General features: G+C 40.5%; 14 protein-coding genes. 4 read left to right on the top strand and 10 right to left on the bottom strand.

Translation table 11 applies throughout. From position 1 onward, the window contains the following. Positions 1-33: 33 nt before the first annotated feature. The 3 genes from IGI64_RS05075 to IGI64_RS05065 form a co-directional block, all read right to left on the bottom strand. Positions 34-1,701, bottom strand: coding sequence for a glycoside hydrolase family 13 protein (locus tag IGI64_RS05075; RefSeq protein WP_429939704.1), 1,668 nt, complete (start codon positions 1,699-1,701; stop codon positions 34-36). Next, positions 1,698-3,272 carry a glycoside hydrolase family 13 protein gene (locus IGI64_RS05070; RefSeq protein WP_429940755.1) on the bottom strand — a complete coding sequence of 525 codons (1,575 nt, stop codon included), beginning with the start codon at positions 3,270-3,272 and terminating at the stop codon, positions 1,698-1,700. The genes IGI64_RS05075 and IGI64_RS05070 overlap by 4 nt, the downstream gene beginning before the upstream one ends. Before the next feature lie 361 nt (positions 3,273-3,633). Then, positions 3,634-5,418, bottom strand: coding sequence for a glycoside hydrolase family 13 protein (locus IGI64_RS05065; protein WP_429939702.1), 1,785 nt, complete (start codon positions 5,416-5,418; stop codon positions 3,634-3,636). Between the two features lie 485 nt (positions 5,419-5,903). On the opposite strand from IGI64_RS05065, the gene IGI64_RS05060 reads away from it, so the two are divergent. The 4 genes from IGI64_RS05060 (at position 5,904) to IGI64_RS05045 (ending at position 10,425) form a co-directional block, all read left to right on the top strand. Further along, a complete protein-coding gene (locus IGI64_RS05060; protein ID WP_429939700.1) occupies positions 5,904-7,148 on the top strand; it encodes an extracellular solute-binding protein in 1,245 nt (414 codons plus the stop codon). A gap of 182 nt (positions 7,149-7,330) precedes the next feature. Then, a complete protein-coding gene (locus IGI64_RS05055) occupies positions 7,331-8,680 on the top strand; it encodes a carbohydrate ABC transporter permease (RefSeq protein ID WP_429939698.1) in 1,350 nt (449 codons plus the stop codon). Then, positions 8,681-9,547: a sugar ABC transporter permease gene (locus IGI64_RS05050; RefSeq protein WP_016625391.1), complete on the top strand. Its 867-nt coding sequence runs from the start codon at positions 8,681-8,683 to the stop codon at positions 9,545-9,547. Between the two features lie 215 nt (positions 9,548-9,762). Beyond that, on the top strand, positions 9,763-10,425 hold the full coding sequence (locus IGI64_RS05045) for a hypothetical protein (RefSeq protein WP_429939696.1): 663 nt from the start codon (positions 9,763-9,765) through the stop codon (positions 10,423-10,425). Positions 10,426-10,633: 208 nt separating this feature from the next. On the opposite strand, the gene rbfA is transcribed toward IGI64_RS05045, so the two are convergent. The 7 genes from rbfA to IGI64_RS05010 all read right to left on the bottom strand — a co-directional run bounded on the left by rbfA (position 10,634) and on the right by IGI64_RS05010 (position 20,348). Continuing rightward, positions 10,634-10,981 (bottom strand): 30S ribosome-binding factor RbfA, encoded by a 348-nt coding sequence (gene rbfA, locus IGI64_RS05040; protein WP_016625394.1) that lies wholly within the window; start codon positions 10,979-10,981, stop codon positions 10,634-10,636. A gap of 22 nt (positions 10,982-11,003) precedes the next feature. After that, complete coding sequence (infB, locus tag IGI64_RS05035) at positions 11,004-13,406, bottom strand: translation initiation factor IF-2 (RefSeq protein ID WP_429939694.1); 2,403 nt, start codon at positions 13,404-13,406, stop codon at positions 11,004-11,006. A gap of 12 nt (positions 13,407-13,418) precedes the next feature. Next, positions 13,419-13,730: a YlxQ-related RNA-binding protein gene (locus tag IGI64_RS05030; RefSeq protein WP_016625396.1), complete on the bottom strand. Its 312-nt coding sequence runs from the start codon at positions 13,728-13,730 to the stop codon at positions 13,419-13,421. Beyond that, the gene (rnpM, locus tag IGI64_RS05025; RefSeq protein ID WP_034863148.1) at positions 13,727-14,020 is read right to left on the bottom strand and encodes an RNase P modulator RnpM; all 294 of its coding nucleotides are present in this window, start codon (positions 14,018-14,020) and stop codon (positions 13,727-13,729) included. The genes IGI64_RS05030 and rnpM overlap by 4 nt, the downstream gene beginning before the upstream one ends. A gap of 20 nt (positions 14,021-14,040) precedes the next feature. Continuing rightward, positions 14,041-15,252 (bottom strand): transcription termination factor NusA, encoded by a 1,212-nt coding sequence (gene nusA / locus IGI64_RS05020; RefSeq protein ID WP_429939691.1) that lies wholly within the window; start codon positions 15,250-15,252, stop codon positions 14,041-14,043. 20 nt (positions 15,253-15,272) lie between these two features. Further along, positions 15,273-15,746: a ribosome maturation factor RimP gene (gene rimP, locus IGI64_RS05015; protein ID WP_016625399.1), complete on the bottom strand. Its 474-nt coding sequence runs from the start codon at positions 15,744-15,746 to the stop codon at positions 15,273-15,275. Between the two features lie 249 nt (positions 15,747-15,995). Then, the gene (locus tag IGI64_RS05010) at positions 15,996-20,348 is read right to left on the bottom strand and encodes a PolC-type DNA polymerase III (protein ID WP_429939690.1); all 4,353 of its coding nucleotides are present in this window, start codon (positions 20,346-20,348) and stop codon (positions 15,996-15,998) included. Positions 20,349-20,433 lie beyond the last annotated feature (85 nt).

Raw genomic sequence — 20,433 nt, 5'->3', positions numbered from 1 at the left:
TGAAAAGACAATTCTCTTGTTTTGTCTATTGGATTAACAAGACTGTTTCGGAGTTTCCTGGCGGGTCGCTGAAACAGCCTTGAATAACAAGGCATCATACGGAGCAAGCGTCATTTTCTTAGCGATGGTTTTTGATCCCGTATTGCTTAGGATAAGTTGCCAATCCTGCTTTACCGATTCTTCATGCAGGACAATTTTTCGTTCTTTTCCGCTGATATTCGCTAGTACTAGGAATACTTGATTTTCATAACGGCGTAAATACGCAAAAATATCAGGGTCATCTCCAAGTATCAAATCAAATGTCCCATGAGCAAAAGCGGATTCCTGTTTTCTTATCTTGATCATTTCCTGATAAAAATGCCACACAGAATCTGCTTCTTTTTTCTGCGCTTCAGCATTTATTTCTGCTGTATTTGGATTGATTGTCAACCATGGTTTTCCAGTTGTGAATCCGCCTGTTTTTTCCGCTGTCCATTGCATCGGCGTCCGGGAATGATCTCGCGTCCAATGTGTCACACGCGCTAAAGCTTCTTCTTTCGAATGGCCTTCTTTCAAAAGAATTTCATACCGGTTGTGCGAATCACTTGCATCCACTTCATCAATAGAAGTAAAGGGGTAGTTCGTCATTCCGAGCTCTTGTCCTTGATAAATAAATGGTGTTCCTTTTAAGAAGAAGTAAATAAGCCCAATTGCTTTCGCTGATTTTGCCGTTTCATTTCCTAAAATCGAGTTGATCCGCGGATTATCATGATTTTCAACGTAAAGGGCATTCCAGCCATTGGTTTCCAAATCTTTTTGCCAACGTGCAAGCACTGTTTTAAATCCTAAAAGATTGATTCGTTCCTCTCCTGGTTTGCCTTCCTTTACTTGATGTTCCAATTCAAAAATCATATCGATGTAGCCTTTTTCACCTGGACATGTCCAAGCCGAGGCTTTATTGCTGGATACGCCACTTGCTTCTCCGACTGTCATAATAGGATATTCATTGAAAATATCGCGTAATTCCAGCATATATTCTTCAATTCCTTCAACATTCATAAAGGGCGCCCATGGATTATCTTCAATTCGAAATTCCCAGGGTTCTTTTTGGATATGACTGATTGCATCTAAACGAAAACCGTCGATCCCCATATCCAGCCACCAGCGGATCATTTGGTGGATTTCTTCTCTTACTTTAGGATTTTTCCAATTTAAATCAGGTTGTTCGGGCGCAAATGCATGGAGATAAGACTGCTTTGTTTTTTCGTCAAACGTCCAAGCCGAGCCGCCAAAAAAGCTTTGCCACTCATTAGGCGGACGATCTGCTTCAGCATCATGCCAATGATAATAGTCTCTGTATGGATTATCTTTTGATTTGCGGCTTTCAATAAACCACGGATGTTGATCGCTGGTATGGTTCACCACCAAATCCATGATGATTTTGATGCCAGAATCATGTGCTTTTTTCAATAATTCTTTAAAATCAGCTAGTGTTCCAAATTCTTCTTGGATATCTTGATAATCTGAGATGTCGTATCCGTTATCTACATTTGGTGACGGATAAACTGGATTCAGCCAAATAAAATCGATACCTAATTCTTTCAGATAAGGTAATTTTTCTATAACACCTTTGAGATCCCCGATACCATCTCCATTTGTGTCTTTAAAACTTCGAGGATAAATCTGATAACCTACGACATTTTCCCACCATGTTTTTTTCATCGTTCCACCACTTTCACAACAAAGGATTCCCACGGCTGCAGCACACGTTCTTTTAGCGTCGTGATGTTTCCTGGATAATTTTGGATAATTGTTTCTGCTGGTTTCTTTTCTGGTAAAGAGAATGCACGAGCTTCGTTAGAAAAATTATTGACGATCAGCCATGTTTCGCCTTCATACTTCCGATAAAAGGCAAAAATTTCCTCTTCTGTTTCCAATAATTCAAATGTTCCCCACACCATGATTTGGTTTTCCTTACGCAATTGGATCAATTTTTGGTACGTATAAAATAGTGAATTTGGATCTTCCAAAGCGGCTTTGACGTTGATTTCTTTGTAATCTGGATGAACAGTGATCCAAGGTGTTCCTTTAGTAAACCCGGCTTGTTCTTCATCTGACCATTGCATCGGTGTCCGTCCGTTGTCTCTGCCTTTGGTATTGATGGCCTCGATCAATTGTTCAGGTTCCCATCCTTGCGCCAAACGTTCTGCATAAAAATTGCGGCTTTCGATGTCTGTCACTTCGCTGATATCATAAACGACTGGATTGATCATGCCGATTTCTTCTCCCTGATAAATATAAGGCGTCCCTTTCATCATATGCAATAAAATAGCCAATAATTTTCCGCTTTGTACGCGGTATTCGTGGTCATTGCCCCAACGTGAAATGATTCTTGGCAAATCATGGTTATTCCAAAACAAAGAATTCCATCCTTCATCCGCCAATTCTACTTGCCATTTTTTAAAAACTTCTTTCAATTCCCGCAAGGATAATTTCCTTAGATCCCATTTGCTTTTCCCTGGTTCTTCATCTAAACCGACATGCTCAAATTGAAATACCATGCTTAATTCTTGACGTTTCGGATTCGAATACAGCTTGGCATGTTCTGGAGATGCGCCCCATGTTTCGCCTACGGTCAGAAGATTTTTTTCGCCAAATGTTGCTTGATTCATTTCTTGCAGATATTCATGGAGTTTTGGACCATTACCTGTTATTTTTTCGGACGGGATCTTGCCAATCAAATCGATGACATCCATGCGGAAACCGCCAATCCCTTTATCGATCCAAAAATTCATCATTTTATAGACTGCTTGTCGTACTTCTTCATTCGCCCAATTCAGATCCGGCTGTTTTTTACTAAAAAGATGCAAGTAATATTGACCGCTTGTTTCATCGTATTCCCATGCAGGACCGGAAAAAATCGAAGTTAAGTTATTTGGTGCCGAACCATCAGGCTGAGGATCTGCCCAGACGTAATAGTCACGAAACGGCTGGTCTTTTCCTTTTTTTGCTTCAATAAACCACTGATGTTCATCCGATGTATGGTTTACCACCAAATCCATAATAATCGCAATGTCTCTTTTCTTCGCTTCGTCAATAAGTTCCTCCATGTCTGCCATCGTTCCGAATTCAGCCATGATTGATTCATAATCAGAAATATCATATCCGTTGTCGTCATTCGGCGATTCATAAACTGGGGAAAGCCAAATTGCGCCAATACCAAGTTTTTCTAAATAATCTAATTTTTCAATAATCCCTCGCAAATCACCAATACCATCATCATTTGTGTCCATAAAACTGCGAGGGTAGATTTGATAAACGACAATGTCTTGCCACCAAAGTTTTTTCAAAGAATAAACTCCTTTCTGTAGAGGTTGTGAAAGAACCGTTCAGCTCCGAGCATTAAAGAGGAATTTCGTAAAATAGCTTCTCATGTTTTACGAAATTTCGAGTTAATGCCGAAGGAGTTGGTTCTTGAACACCGTTTTTAGAGGTTGTGAACAGCATGTTCTGCTTCAAGAATTAAGGACAAAAAAGTAAAAACAGCTTTTCATGTTTTTCGCTTTTTTGAACTTAATTCCGAAGAAGCAATGCTGTGAACACCGTTTATTAAGGTTGTAAACTCAGCGCTTTGCTTTGAGTCCATATAAGAACTCACCCCTGCTCCTCACTTTTTTCCACACTTGCAATCACAAATCCTTTTGGTGCTAACTCGATGTTCTCTCCTTGTTTTTGCACAAAACTTTTAAGTTGAATGGTTCCTTCGATTTTAATCGACTGATTTTCTTTTCCTGTGTTGAAGTATCCTGTTACTTGTCCGACAGATGTTTTTCGTGTAAAGATAATCAAGCCGTTTTTTTCTTCCGCTGTTTGCCATTCAACTTGACCTTCAGATAAGATTTCTTGATATTTTTTTCTGAAGTTGTTCAATCGTTTGAAATAGCTGTAGAGTTCTTGATCTTGTTGTTCTGGTTCCCATACCATACATTTACGGCAGTCCGGGTCCATTCCCCCTGTCATCCCAAATTCATCTCCATAATAGATACATGGCACTCCCGGCTGCAGATACGCAAACGCTAACACTTGCTGTACTAACACTTTATCGTCTTTTGCTTCTGTCAGCAAGCGAGGCGTGTCATGAGAATCCAGGACATTGAATTGCATCTGGTTAGTTTGATCTCGATACATCATCAATTGACTATTGATTTCCGAGATCATTTTTTCCATCGTTATTTTTCCTTTAACAAAATACTCCATGATTGCATCTGTATAGGCATAATTCATGACTGCATTAAATTCGTCTCCTTGAAGCCAGCTTTGAGAAGAATGCCAGATTTCTCCTAAAATATAAAAATCTTTTTTCGTTTCATCACACACTTGGCGGAATTTCTTCCAAAAATGATGGTCTACTTCGTTCGCTACATCTAAACGCCAAGCATCGATATCAAATTCTTCAATCCAATAACGAGCAATCGACAACAAGTATTCTTGTACTTCTGGATTGGCTGTATTCAATTTAGGCATGTGAGGCGTAAAGGCAAACACATCATACGTAATATTTTGTGCTTCTTCAAAATCTTTTCCTTCTTTATAAGAAACAGGAAATTCATGGATATGGAACCATTCGGCGTAAGGAGAATCGGCTCCGTTTTCTACGACATCCAGCCATTGAGGTGAAAAGTCGCCCATGTGATTAAAGACTGCATCAAGCATCACTTTGATTCCTTTTTTATGACATTCTGTGACAAGTTTCTTGAATAATTCTTTATCGCCAAAAGCCGGATCAATGTCGAAATAATCGATTGTGTCATATTTGTGGTTGGAAGTTGCTGTAAAAACCGGACAAAAATATAAGCCATTGATACCAAGGTCAGTAAAATGATCTAAATGATCAAGCACACCTTGAAGATCTCCGCCGAAAAAATCTTGTCTGTCTGGATTCTTTGATCCCCACGCCAAGGTATCTTCTGGATCATTTTCAGGGTCGCCATTCGCAAATCGTTCAGGAAAAATCTGATACCAAATCGTTTGTTTTACCCATTTTGGCGCCTTAAAACGATCAATTTCATGAAAATAAGGAACACGGAAATAATTATTAGCCATTTCCAAATACATCTGTTCATCTGGAAACACTCCTCGATCGCCATAAAAAATAGTTGTACCGTCTTCCCCAGTTAAACGAAAACCATATGCCATCCGACGAAACGGCTCAGTAAGCTCTATGATCCAGTAATCATGAAGTTCAGTAGATAGATATTTTTTCATTTCCGTTGCTTTTTCAAACCAATTCTCTTGATGAATAGTATACGGATCACCATGGATCAAAGCAGCTTGTACCACATCTCCTTTTGCTGTTCGTATACGCACATGCATCAAATCTTTTTTATACAAATAAGCGTATTCGCTGTCTGGACGATGATAGATTGCTGAAATAATCATTTTTCTCAAACCTCTTTTCTTTATAGTCAAGTCGTGTTCATTATGGCACAACAAAAAACCGTTTTCAACACATTTTTCGCAACCGGTTGCTTTACATTTTATAAATAAAAGAAACTTTGAAAAAATACCAACAAAAATCATCAAATGCTTTGCTATTGGTATAAACCATTTCTCTCCCTGATTCTCATGGTCTCTTTAAAAGAGAGAAAAAGTACGTGCTGCAATCTTTATATAAGAAAAAAGTTTTGTTATTTTCTTACTCTACATTAGATGTTTCTATTTCAACGAACAAACCTTATTTCTGCCCACTTTTAGCCCATCCAAAATGACTAGTACAATATAGTCTTTTTAACTTTTTTGTCCTTTCTATACTACAGATCTTTGTTATAAAAATAAAAGCAGAACAAAACATCGTTGACTATTTGCGCAATCGGTTGCATAATATACATGTAAGCGGAATCATTATATTTCTAGGAGGAAAAGAAATGAAAACAAATTGGAAAAGATTGATTATCAGCGGCGGAGTGTTAGGTATGACCGCCCTAGCCTTTGCAGCTTGCGGCAGCAGCGAAAATGACAGTGCTGCGGAGCCTTCTACAAGTTCATCAGCGGAAGTCAAAGGAGATTTGAACCTTTGGATAGATACTGAACATATGGAAACGATCAAAGGACAAGTCGAAAAATTTGAAGAAAAGTATCCAGACGTAAAAGTAACAGTGAAAGCCGGTTCTTCTGCTGATGCAAAAGCAGATGTTTCAAAAGATCCGGAAAAAGCAGCAGATGTTTTTATGATGCCGCATGATCAAATTGGTCAAATGGCTGAAGCCGGACTTCTTTATCCAATCGGAACAAAACAAGTCGAAACGATCAAAGAAGAAAATGTCGATACCTCTGTTGAAGCTGTTACTTGGAAAGATCGTATTTACGGCTATCCTTATGGTGTTGAATCACAAGTTCTTTACTACAATAAATCGACCCTTTCAGAAGACGATATCAAATCTTGGGAAACCTTAACTTCTAAAGGAAAACTAGGCACAAACTTCGCGGAAGAAGGTGCAAACTATATCTTCACTCCTCTTTTCATGAGTAACGGCGATGTCTTATACGGCGAAAATGGCGAGGATTTGCAAGGAACAAACTTCAATAACGAAAACGGTGTCCAAGTTCTAGAATGGATCGCAAAACAACGTGAAAATTCTGGCGTTATCCAATCCAATGAGTCCGCATTATCTAACTTGCAATCTGGTCAAACAGATGCTTTCTTGTCAGGACCTTGGTCAAAAAATGATGTCGAAAAAGCACTTGGAGAAAATATGGGTGCAGCTGCTTATCCAACCATCGACTTCGGCAGCGGCGCAAAACAAATGAAAGCTTTCTTAGGAGTTAGAGTTTACGGTGTTAACCAACAAACAAAATCGCCGCTAGCTGCGATGGCGTTAGCTGAATTTTTAAGTAACAAAGAAACACAAGAAGTCCAATTTGAAGAAAACGGTGTTGTCCCTTCAAACAAAGAAGTACAAGAATCGGATAAAGTACAGTCAGATGAAGTTGCACAAGCTGTTATTGAAATGTCTGATTCTGATCACTCTGTCGTAATGCCTAAATTACCGGAAATGGTTTCTTTCTGGCCGCAAATGGATGCTGTGATCAATGATGTTTATAAAGGCAATATCCCAGCTTCTGATTATGCAGACCGCTTAGATAAACTTGTCCAAGATATCTCTAAATAAGGAAGCTGTTTTGAGCTTTTCTTAGCAAAAGTACAATGTTTGATTTTGCAAAAATGGTGTGCGGGGCTTGGAACAGCCCCACACACTTTTTACTTAGATTCAGCATATCTCATTCTGATGAGAACAAGGGTTTAAAAAACAGCAGTGTTTTCTTTTTTAAAATGAAAGTAAGGTGAAGACAGATGTTCAAACGAAACGATAGACACCACATCACATTTAGAGAATTATTCAAAAAAGGCGGCATTCCTGAAAAACTATCTTTTTTGATCATGGGTGCAGCGAACCTAGCCAACAAACAAATCGTAAAAGGACTGATTTTTTTAGGTGCCCAAATCGGTTTTATTACTTGGTTCGTCATTAACGGCTATCATGCCTTATCCATGCTCCAAACGCTTGGTACAAATAAACAAGGATTGATCTATGATGAAGCGCTGGGAATCGATATTCTTCAAGCTGGCGATAATTCCATGCTGATCCTTTTGTTTGGGATTGCCGCTATTTTAGTATGTATTCTGCTAATTGTTTTATATGTAATCAATCTTAAAAGCGCACGAAATATCTACGAATTGAAACAAGCAGGTACAAAGATCCCTACACTCAAAGATGATCTTGTCAGTTTAGTCAATGAACGGTTCCATACAACGTTGATGACGATTCCGCTTTTAGGTGTGTTATTCTTTACTATCCTGCCTCTTTTGTACATGATTTCGATTGCTTTTACAAATTATGATCATCAGCATTTGCCGCCGAAAAATCTTTTTACTTGGGTTGGTTTCAGCAACTTTGCAAATGTGATCACCGGAAACATGGCTTCTACTTTCTTTCCAGTATTAGGCTGGACATTAACATGGGCGATTTTCGCGACACTTACTTGTTTCTTATTTGGTATTATTCTTGCATTATTGATCAACGCAAAAGGCATCAAATACAAAAAAGTGTGGCGGACGATTTTCGTTATCACGATGGCTGTTCCGCAGTTCGTTTCACTGCTTATCATGCGTAATTTGCTGAATGACGCTGGGCCAGTCAACACGTTGCTGGAAAATTGGGGCTGGATCGAGCGGGCAATTCCTTTCCTGACTGATCCTCTTTATGCAAAAATCACTGTTATCTTTGTCAATATGTGGATCGGCATCCCTGCTACTATGCTGGTTTCTACAGGGATTATCCAAAATTTGGATCGTGACCAAATCGAAGCAGCGGAAATCGACGGCGCTAGCAAATTCCAAATCTTTCGCGCGATTACTTTTCCGCAGATTTTATTTGTGATGACACCTGCATTGATCCAGCAATTTATCGGAAATATCAATAATTTCAATGTGATTTTCCTTTTAACTGGCGGCGGACCGACAAATTCAAACTTTTATGGTGCAGGTTCTACTGACCTATTAGTTACTTGGTTATATAATCTGACAGTCAATAAAATGGACTACAACCTAGCATCTGTAATCGGTATCTTGATCTTTATCCTATCAGCGATCTTTAGTTTGGCTGCTTATACTCGAACGAATTCTTACAAGGGGGTGCAATAGATGGAAACAACAAAAAAGAAAAGTTATCGCAATGGTAAAAAACAAACACAGCTTTTGATTTACGCGATTTTGATCGTTCTGTCGATCATTTGGCTATTTCCGATTTTTTGGATTATTTTGACAAGTTTTCGTGAGGAAGGCGGCGCGTTTGTTCCTTACATCATCCCAAAAAGTTTTACATTAGATAATTATACGAAACTTTTGACAGATGCTTCCGGCAGTTATCCATTTGTCCGCTGGTTTTTTAACACCCTTTTTGTTGCAGTCGTCACTTGTCTTTTATCGACATTCATCACGATTGCAATGGCTTATGCACTTTCTCGCCTGCGTTTCAAATTGCGTCAGCCTTTCTTGAAACTTGCTTTGGTTTTAAATATGTTTCCTGGTTTTATGAGTATGATCGCTATCTATTATATTCTAAAAGCCTTAGATCTTACTCAAACATTATTAGCATTGATACTGGTCTATTCTGCCGGTGCAGCTCTTACGTTTTATGTAGCAAAAGGATTCTTTGACACGATTCCTTTAGCGTTAGATGAATCGGCTATGCTTGATGGCGCAAACAAATGGCAGATTTTTACGAAAATCACGCTGCCTTTGTCTAAACCAATCATCGTTTATACTGCTATGATCGCTTTTATGGTGCCGTGGATGGATTTTATTTTTGCTCGGATCATCATGGGAGATAGTGTTAAAAATTACACTGTTGCGATCGGGTTATATTCGATGATGACTAAATCGACAGCGAATACCTACTTTATGGCCTTCACTGCCGGCTGTGTCCTGATTGCGATCCCGATCACTCTGCTCTTTATCTATATGCAAAAATATTATGTCGAGGGGATTACTTCGGGTTCTGTGAAATAAAGAAGTAATATGTAGATTAAAAGCTTTTTTAACTCGGATAGTATATAATAAAAATAAATCGTTTTCTGGTAAAACAAAAGACCTGTGCAGCCACACAGGTCTTTTTTCCAAGTTTCCTCGGCAGTCATTTTTTACGACTTTATTATAACAAGTAAAAAGATAATTGAAAACTACTTTATGAAAACGTTGTCTTTTTACCCGAGGAGGAAATTTAGATGAAGAAAAGATTATTGGTATTGATGATGGCAGCTGGTTTGCTTTTAAGTGCATGCGGTTCTGCTTCTTCAACCGCTGAATCAGCAGACAGCACTTCTCAATCAACAACAACGATTTCGGAAACAACAGAAACTACGATTGAGTCCACAGATACCTCTGAAACAGCAAGCCAAGAAAAAGAAGCACAAGAAAAGCAGCAAGCACTTGAGGAAAGCCGCCAAAAAGAAGAAGAACAAAAACAAGCTGAGATTAATCAAAAAAAAGCGGAAGCAAATCAGGCAGTCCAACAAGCGGAAGCAGCACCTACCAGAGAAAACTACAATGTTGCAGCTAGCGCTGTCCAAGCTCTGCCAGAAAGCAATCAAGATTTGTCAAACAGGTTAGCCTCTATCAACGCGACAATTACTGCGAATGAAGCAGCAGAGGCACAACGACAGCAAGAAGCGGCTGCACAAGAGCAAGCGAGACAAGCGGCAGAAGCACAGCTAGCACAAGAACAAGCGCAATTAGAACAGCAAAACAATGAACAGACTGTTTACGTTACGCCAACTGGTTCGAAATATCATACACACAAATGCGGCAATGGTACTTATACCCCAGCTACTTTAGACGAAGCTTTAGCTCGTGGTCTGACTCCTTGCTCCAAGTGTTACGGCGGATGATTTACCGCTAAACAACTTGCAATGTATAAAAGAACAGAGTGCTTTATCTGTTTGATAAGGTTTTCTGTTTTTTTATTGCTTATTCTTCCACTTTTCGGAATAAATAATTTTGAAATATCTAATTTTAACAGAAATTTTAATAAAACAAAAAAAGACCACATCCCCCGCTTTCACAGGGGTTGCAGTCTTTTTTGATTAGTCTTTTTGATTAGTCTTTGTTCAAGTCGCGAAGCAATTCATCGATATGATTGCCATATCCGACTGACTCGTCTAATTCGAAAGTCAATTCAGGTGTCTTGTAGAGACTTAATTTACTTCCTAATTCGCGGCGAATCAATCCGCTTGCTTTATCCAATCCTTCTTGCGCTTTTTTCTTTTCAGACGCTAAGTCAGAAAGGATGCTGTAATAGATCGTTGCTTGTTGAAGATCGCCGGTCACATGTACATCAGTGATCGTTACATCTTGCACACGAGGATCTCTTACTTTTTTACGCAGGATCGCATTGACTTCTTTTAAGATTTCTTGACCAACTCGACGGTCGCGATAATTTGCCATATCGAGGAACCTCCCTTAGATATTAGTCTTTTTTGATTTCTTCCATCACGAAGCCTTCAATGATATCGTCAACTTTGATGTCATTGAATTTTTCGATCATAGCACCGCATTCATAACCCATTTTGACTTCTTTCACGTCATCTTTGAAACGTTTCAAGCTTGCCAATTGGCCTTCATAGATAACGATACCGTCACGGATCACACGGACACCGCTGTCTCTGCGGATATAGCCTTCTGTTACATACGCACCAGCGATTGTGCCGACTTTGGATACTTTGAATGTTTCACGTACGATCATTTGACCAGTGATTTTTTCTTCGTATTCTGGGTCAAGCATTCCTTTCATCGCTGTTTCGATTTCATCGATTGCTTTGTAGATGATACGGTGTAAACGAATGTCTACTTCTTCAGCTTCTGCTTGCGCTTTTGCTTGAGGTGTAGGACGTACGTTAAATCCGATGATGATCGCATTACTTGCTGCTGCAAGTGTTACGTCACTTTCATTGATTGCACCTACAGCTGAATGGACGATTTTCACACGCACGCCTTCAACTTCGATTTTCTTAAGTGAAGCAGCTAATGCTTCTGCTGAACCTTGAACGTCGGCTTTGATGATGACGTTGACTTCTTTCAACTCGCCTTCTTTCAAGCTTTCAAACAAGTTGTCCAATGTAACACGGCTGCTTGCAGCACGATTTTCCAATAACGCACGTTTTGCACGTTCTTCACCTGCTGCACGTGCTGTTTTTTCGTCTTCGAAGACTACGAAACGGTCACCTGCTTGAGGGACATCGTTCAAACCAGTGATTTCTACTGGCGTTGCTGGTCCTGCTTCTTTATCGCGGCGGCCAAGATCGTTTGTCATTACACGGACACGTCCATACGTATTACCGACAACGATTGGGTCACCAACATGCAATGTTCCTTCTTGGACAAGCAATGTTGACACAGGTCCTTTCCCTTTATCAAGACGTGCTTCGATAACTGTTCCGATTGCGCGTTGTGTTGGATCTGCTTTTAGATCTTCTACTTCTGCGACTAATAGGATCATTTCAAGCAATTCTTCGATGTTTTGGCCGAATTTCGCTGAGATCTCAACAAAAATCGTTTCTCCGCCCCATGCTTCTGGAATCAATTCGTATTCACTTAATTCTTGCATCACATGTTGTGGGTTTGCACCTGGTTTATCGATTTTATTAACAGCAACGATAATTGGAACATTGGCTGCTTTCGCATGGTTGATCGCTTCAATTGTCTGAGGCATTACACCGTCATCAGCGGCAACAACTAAAATCGTGATATCTGTGATACTTGCTCCACGGGCACGCATACTTGTAAAGGCCGCATGTCCTGGTGTATCTAAGAAAGTGATTGGTTTGCCATCGATGTCGATTTGGTAAGCACCGATATGCTGAGTGATTCCGCCAGCTTCTCCGCTTGTTACACGTGAATGACGCAGTGTATCCAACAATGTTGTTTTCCCGTGGTCGACGTGTCCCATGATTGTGACAACCGGCGGACGAGAAACCAATTTATCTGGATCAACTTCTGCAGCTTCAAAGAATTTGTCGATATCTGCAATGTCGATTTGTACTTTTTCTTGTGCTTCCATACCGTAGTCTGTTGCAAGGATCTCGATCGTATCTTTATCCAATGCTTGGTTTTGGTTGACCATTACGCCAAGCATGAAGAGTTTTTTGATGATCTCAGCTGGCTCGCGGTGGATTTTTTTCGCGATTTCCGCAACGTTCATGCCTTCTGTATATTCTAATACATCAGGTAGTTCACGGAATTTACGTGGCGGTACAGCAGGTTTATTTGATGTTTGCTGTTTGCCTTTTTTCCCTTTTTTGTTGTATCTGTTGCGGTTGTTATTGTTGAAGTTCCCACGATTGTTATTATTACGTTTTTGGTTGTTTGAACCGCCAGATTGATTGCTGCGGTTGTTTTGTCCTGCTTGTCCAGTTTGGGCAGTTTGACCTGTTTTGTTTGATTGGGCAGGTTTGTTTGCAGGTTTATTCGCCGGCTTGTTGGCTGGTTTATTTGCTTGGGTGTTTTTGTTTGGCTGATTATTTTTACTTTGGGTTGTTTTCCCTTGATTGTTTTGTGTTTGATTTTTTCCTTTGTTCACTTGACCGCTCCCTTGACCGCGTTTCTGCTCTTGATAGTTGCGGCTTTTTTTATTCTGTTGTGTGTTTTGATGCTCTGGTTTTATCTGGTTGACTGGTTTTTGGCTTGGCTTTTGAGTGTTTTGTTTCTGAACAGCTTTGTTGTCAAAAGCTTGGCGCAGCTTCTTCTCATCGTCTCCTGTAAGAGAACCCATATGATTTTTGGCATCAATACCTAGGTGCTGTGCTTGATCAACGATTTCTTTACTGGATTTATTGAGTTCTTTTGCTAGTTCATAGATTCTCTTTTTTCCCATGCAATCACCTTCCTAACCTTCAATTAACTCCTTCATCTTCTTGGCAAATCCGTTGTCTAGTACCCCAACGACTTTCCTTGGTTTGCCTAATGCTTGCGCGAGTTCCATTTGTGAAAACAGATCGTAGCAAGGGACTTGATAGTAGGAGCTTTTGTCTTTTATTTTTTTCCGAGTATTCTCGCTGGCATCTGCAGCAACGAATACACATTTGGTTTTGCTTTTGCGGATGTCTGCTACTGTCAGCTCTTCGCCTGTTACGAGCTTGCCAGCTCGCATTGCTAGACCTAAAAGATTCATGGCTTTTGACCGGTTGGCTTCATTCATTGGTTGAACAGTTCTTTCCGAGCTTTTTGATGGCTCACATACTCTAACAGTTCTTGATAAAATTCATCTGTCAGTGTGGTTTCTAGTACACGATCCAGAATCTTTTTATCCCAAGCTTGCTGGACTTCTTCAGGCTCTAAAGCGAGATACGCTCCTCGTCCAGGCATCTTTCCAGTCGGATCGATCGAAACTTCCCCTTCTTTTGAACGGGTGATTCGAATCATCTCTTTTTTGGGCTTCATTTCACCTGAAACCACAGATTTGCGTAAAGGGATCTTCCTTTTTTTCATCTCTTTGCCTCCTTGCTCCATTAAGCTTCTTGATCTGTATTTGTTTCTGTTTCCTCTTTGTTATCTTCAAAAGCAATTGTTTCATATTCATCAGCTGTCAAATCAGAGGTAATGATTGCTTCATCATGGCTTTCTTCTTCTGATACTTCTGATACTTCTGATACTTCTGCTTCATTTTGCTTGTTCGCATAGAATTCTTCCATGTCTGATTCTGATTTGATGTCGATTTTGTGGTTTGTCAATTTTGCGGCTAGACGAGCATTTTGTCCGCGTTTGCCGATTGCTAGAGACAATTGGTAATCCGGCACAACGACTGTGCAGGCTTTTGGATTTTGTTCGTCAAAGATAACATCTAAGACTTGTGCTGGGTTCAAAGCATTTGTGATGAAGACAGCTGGATCTTCATTCCATTCAACGATATCCATGTTTTCGCCTTTTAATTCATTGACGATTGCTTGGACACGTTGTCCTTTTGGTCCGACACATGTGCCGACTGCATCGATATTTGCATCATTTGAGCGGACAGCCACTTTTGAACGGTCGCCGGCTTCACGAGCAACACTTACGATCTCAACGATACCATCGTAAACTTCAGGTACTTCTTGTTCGAATAAACGACGCAATAGATCTGGATGGCTGCGGCTTACAAAAACTTGCGGCCCTTTTGATGTGTTCTCTACTCTTGAAACATAGACTTTGATGCGGTCATGCGGTTGGTAGAATTCGTTTGGCATTTGGTCTTGTTTTGACAAAACTGCTTCGATTTTTCCAAGGTTCACATAGATATAACGTTTGTCTTGGCGTTCGACGATTCCTTGCATGATGTCTTTTTCATAAGCGCTGAACTCATCGTAAATGATATTGCGTTCTGCTTCACGAACACGTTGCATGATAACTTGTTTTGCTGTTTGGGCAGCGATTCGTCCAAAGTCTTTTGGTGTTACTTCAAAACGGATCTTATCGCCCATCTCATATGCTGGGTTGATTAGCAGTGCATCTTTCAATGAGACTTCTAACTGCGAATCCATTACTTCTTCCGTAACTTCTTTCACTGCGTAGACATGGATGTTTCCTTTTTTCTGATCAAATTCGACTTCCACGTTTTGTGCCTGTCCGTAATGACGTTTATAGGCAGAAACGAGAGCAGCTTCCAAAGCGTCGATCACGATTTCCTTTGAGATACCTTTTTCAGCTTCTAAGGCATCCAACGCGTTCAACATTTCTTTACTCATTTTTCTGATTCCTTCCGTGATTAAAATTGAATAGCTAAGCGGGCTTTCGCAATATTCTTGCGGTCGAAAGTCAATTCTTTCTCCCGTGTTTTTATACGAATCTTCAATGTCAATTGTTCTTTATCGAATGACTGTAAAAATCCTTCATATTGTTTTTCGCCGTCAATTGGCTGATACAAAGAAACATGGATATAGTCACCGAGTGCTTTTTCATAATCTGCTTCTTTTTTCAGCGGACGTTCTGCGCCGGGAGATGAAACCTCTAAAAAATAAGCCTGCGGAATAGGATCTGGATCGGCAGCGTCTAATTTTTCGCTAAGTTTCTCACTGACGAAGGCACATTCCTCGATATCGATTCCGCCTTCTTTATCAATGAATACTCGTAAAAACCAGCTTTTTCCTTCTTTCACGAATTCCACTTCAACAAGTTCGAAGTTTTGTTCCTCTAAAATCGGTGTGACCATTTCTGTCACTGTTTCAACGACACTACTCACATATTTCCCTCCTTAAGAGTTGTATCCGTAATTCCATTAAAAAGAGTGAGCGAAAAATCCGCTCACTCACAATTAGTATCATTACCATAACAAATTATAACACAGATATACAAAAGGTTCAAGTAATGGTCTGACTTGAAAAATAAGGCATGGCAGCTGTTTCAAGTTTCAGGCTGCGCTTGTTCGGAGAACGAAAAACAAACAGTATCCGGCAACATATGGTTATGCTCCCATTTTCTATTTTTCGGCTTAAAGCATGTCGAACAATGAAAGCTGGTTCTCATCAGGAAGATCTTTCAATACACCGTTGTCATTCATGTATTCAATCAGTGTTTTAGACACTTTTCCTCGTGTAGCCAAGTCTTCTTTTGACAAGAATGGACCGTCTTTTCGGGCTTCCACGATTTGTTTGGCTACGTTCAGACCCAAACTAGGTACCGCACGGAATGGTGCAATCAGTGTATCGCCATCGATCACGAAATTGACGGCATCGGATTTGTACAAATCGATCATTCCGAATGATAAACCGCGTTCCAGCATCTCATTTGCTAACTCTAAAACGGTCAGCTGGTTTTTTTCTTTTGTTGAAGCTTCTAGACCTTTGTCTGTGATTTCTTTCATTGCTTGTTTGACTGCGTCTTTTCCTTTGCACATTGCCACAAGATCAAAGTCGTCTGCCCGAACAGAGAAGTATGCACAGTAATAAAGGATTGGATAATACACTTTGAAATAAGCCACCCGCAAGGCCATCAATACATAGGCTGCCGCATGGGCTTTCGGGAACATATACTTAATTTTCGAACATGAGTCGATATACCAATCTGGTACATTGTTTTCTTTCATCGCAGTCAAGTATGTTTCACGCAGTTCTTCAGGGATCTTGTTCCATAATCCCTTACGCACCGTTTCCATGATTTTGAACGCCATCCCGCTGTCTAGACCGGCATGGATCAAATAAACCATGATATCGTCACGACAACCGATTACTTCTGCCAGTGTCGCATCGCCGCGTCGAATCAATTCTTCGGCATTGCCTAACCATACGTCAGTACCGTGAGACAGACCTGAGATCTGCAGTAATTCAGCAAATGTCGTAGGATGTGTCTCTTCCAACATTCCCCGTACAAACCGTGTACCAAATTCTGGAATCCCTAATGTCCCAGTTTTGGAATAAATCTGGTCTGGTGTCACACCTAAAACATCTGGTCCAGCAAAAATCCGCATCACTTCTGGATCATCTGTCGGGATCGTTTGCGGGTCAATTCCTGATAAATCCTGCAACATCCGAATCACCGTAGGATCATCGTGTCCTAGGATATCAAGTTTCAATACATTATCGTGGATCGAGTGGAAATCAAAGTGCGTCGTTTTCCATTCTGAATTTTGATCATCTGCTGGAAATTGGATCGGCGTAAAATCATATACATCCATGTAGTCAGGAATAACGATAATACCGCCGGGATGCTGCCCAGTTGTACGTTTGACACCAGTTGCACCTTTTGCTAAACGATCGACTTCTGCACTGCGGAACTGAAGGTTATGATCTCTTTCATATCCTTTAACAAATCCATAGGCCGTCTTGTCTGCCACCGTACCGATTGTTCCCGCACGATAAACATATTCTTCACCAAATAGGACTTTCGTGTAGTTATGGGCCTCTGCTTGGTAATCACCAGAAAAGTTCAAATCGATATCGGGTACTTTGTCGCCATGGAATCCTAAGAATGTTTCAAAAGGAATGTCATGGCCGTCTTTTTTCAAGCGGGCACCGCATTTTGGACATTGTTTTTCTGGCATATCAAATCCTGATCCATACGTTCCGTCTTCAAAAAATTCGGAGTATTGGCACTCGGGACAATAATAATGAGGCGCAAGAGGATTAACCTCTGTGATCCCGGTCATCGTTGCCACAAAGCTGGAACCTACTGATCCCCGAGAACCAACAAGGTAACCATCCTGATTGCTTTTATGCACCAGTTTTTGTGAAATCAAATAAATCACGGAAAACCCATTCCCATTGATCGAATTCAATTCTTTTTCCAGTCTTTTTTCGATGATCTCAGGTAAAGGATCGCCGTATAATTCTTTCGCGCGATCATAACTCAATTTTGTGATTTCATCTTCGGAACCTGGGATTTTCGGCGTATACAACTCATCTTTGACTGGTACGACTTCTTCACAGATGTCCGCGATTTTATTAGTGTTTTCAACAACGAGTTCTTTCGCTGTTTCTTCGCCTAAAAAAGCAAAAGCTGTCAACATCTCATCCGTTGTACGGAAATGGACATCCGGTAATGAATGGCGGTTCAAAGGATTTGCTCCGCCCATCGAATTGATGAGTATTTTTCGATAAATGCCGTCTTCTTCATTCAAATAATGGACATTCCCGGTTGCTACGACCAGTTTGTCTTGCTTCTTGCCGATTTCGACAAGATTACGGATGATTTCTTCCAAGTCACGCTCGTTTTTGACCAATTCTTGTTCTAATAACGGCGCATAAACAGCTTTTGGCATCACTTCGATGTAATCGTAGAATTTTGCTCGTTTTTCGGCTTCTTCTACTCCTTTTTGCATCATTGCTTCAAAAATCTCGCCTTTTTCGCAGGCTGAACCAATCAGCAGATTTTCCCGCATTTTGCTTAATTGCGAACGTGGGATCCGCGGTACTCTTTCAAAGTATTTCACATTGGATAAAGAAATCAATTTGAAAAGATCTTTCAGCCCGGCTTGATTTTTTGCCAAAATAGTTACATGGAAAGGACGCGCCCGTTTGTAGGAATCTCCTTCTCCGATATGCGCATTCAGATGATCATGATAAAGCATTTCATGATTTTCCATTGCTTCTTTGACGAAAATCCAGGCAAGATGCCCTGTAGCTTCCGCATCAAAAATCGCCCGGTGATGCTGTTCTAAGCTGACACCGAATTTTTTAGACAGGACGCCTAAACCAAAACGTTTGAATTGCGGATACAAATAACGAGCTAATTCAAGAGTATCAATAACTGGATTGTCTGCTTCTGGAATACCATATCTTGCATAACTTGTATTCAAGAAACCCATATCAAATGCCGCATTATGGGCAACCAGTATCGAGTCTTTTGAAAACTCCAAGAACAGGCGCAAAACTTCTTCTTCTGATTTTGAGCCTCGGACCATCTCATCGGTGATCCCAGTCAAATCAACAGTTGTCCGTGACAAAGGATGGCCGGGATCAATAAACTCATCAAAGGATTCAATGACATTTCCTTTATACATCTTGACAGCCGCTAGCTCGATGATCGTATCGTAAACAGCAGACAAACCTGTTGTTTCCACGTCGAATACGACATACGTAGCATCCGTCAAACTTTCGTGCGCGTCATTGTAAGCAATTGGTACACCATCATCTACCACATTGGCTTCGACGCCGTAAAGGATCTTGACGCCGGCTTTTTTCCCAGCGCTATGCGCTTCTGGAAACGATTGGGCACCGCCATGGTCTGTGATAGCAATGGCACGATGTCCCCATTTTCCAGCCTGTGCGACTAGATCAGAAACACTGTTTGTCGCATCCATCGTACTCATATTGCTGTGCAGATGAAGCTCAACGCGTTTTTCACCTTCTGGGGCATAGTCTTTTCTTGGCGCGTGTTTGACTTCCATCAAATCTTGCGCGTTCATGACTAAATCTCTCACGAACGTATCTTCTTGGATGCTTCCGCGGACTTTCATCCAGCTGCCTTTGCTGATTGCTTCAAAGATTTGTTCATCTTTTTCACCATTCGAGAATTTTTTGACAATGAAAGAGGAGGTATAATCTGTGATTTTCAATGTCAGGATTTTACGTTTGGAACGTAATTCCCGCACTTCTTTGTCAAAAACATACCCTTCGATTGTCACTCTGCGTTCTTCTTCTAAGATATTCGCCATTGGAGTAACTGGTTCATCGTTAGGGATATTTCTGCCCAATTGGATTGGGCCTTCAAGTGCAGGTGCTTGTTCTTTCTTCTCTTTTTTCTTTTGTTCATGGATGATCAGGCTCTCGGCCGCTTGTTTCATAAAGGCTTCTGCTTGTTCCTGTTTTCTTTCCTCAAACAATTCCAGTACACGTTTGGCTTGCTGCTCGTCTACTTCTGGTTCGATGTGGAATTTAGGAAATCCATAACTCACAAACAGCTTTTCCACTAAAGGAAGATATTGCTGTTTCAAATAATCGATCGTTGCTGCGCTGTCTACCGGCAAAATGATTTTTCGGTCTTGAATGATCGGGACTTGTGTTTTCAAGACTTTTTGCGCTAATGGTGTATCACATTGTTGGTTTTGAAGTGCTTGGCTCCAATAATCCTGCAGCAGTTGTTCATCAAAATTTTGATCTTGTGCGATCACATTGAGTTTGATTTGTGCGATTTCTTTAAACGCTAACTCCAAATGCTGATGGAGTGAACGATAAAGCATCAGCGGCAAGATGTTGGCAACATGCAGTGTGAATTCCCATAAACGAGATTTCCGATGCACGATGACTTCGCCTAGTTCGCCGCCAGCGATCAACGGATGAGTTTTTTCTGCTTCTTCTAACTGGATCTGATCCAGCAGTTTTTCAAATAACTCTCGTTTTTCAGACAAAAAAATACGCCCTTTCTGATTTTATCCTGGGATAAATTCTTTTTCAGTATCTTTTAGTATACTCGTTTTTGGATCGTTTTTCATT

The organism is Enterococcus sp. DIV0210g, assembly GCF_050559705.1.
GTDB classification, from domain to species: domain Bacteria; phylum Bacillota; class Bacilli; order Lactobacillales; family Enterococcaceae; genus Enterococcus_B; species Enterococcus_B faecalis_A.
The sequence above is the reverse complement of the archived record's forward strand: the minus strand, read 5'-3'. Positions and strand labels throughout refer to the sequence as shown.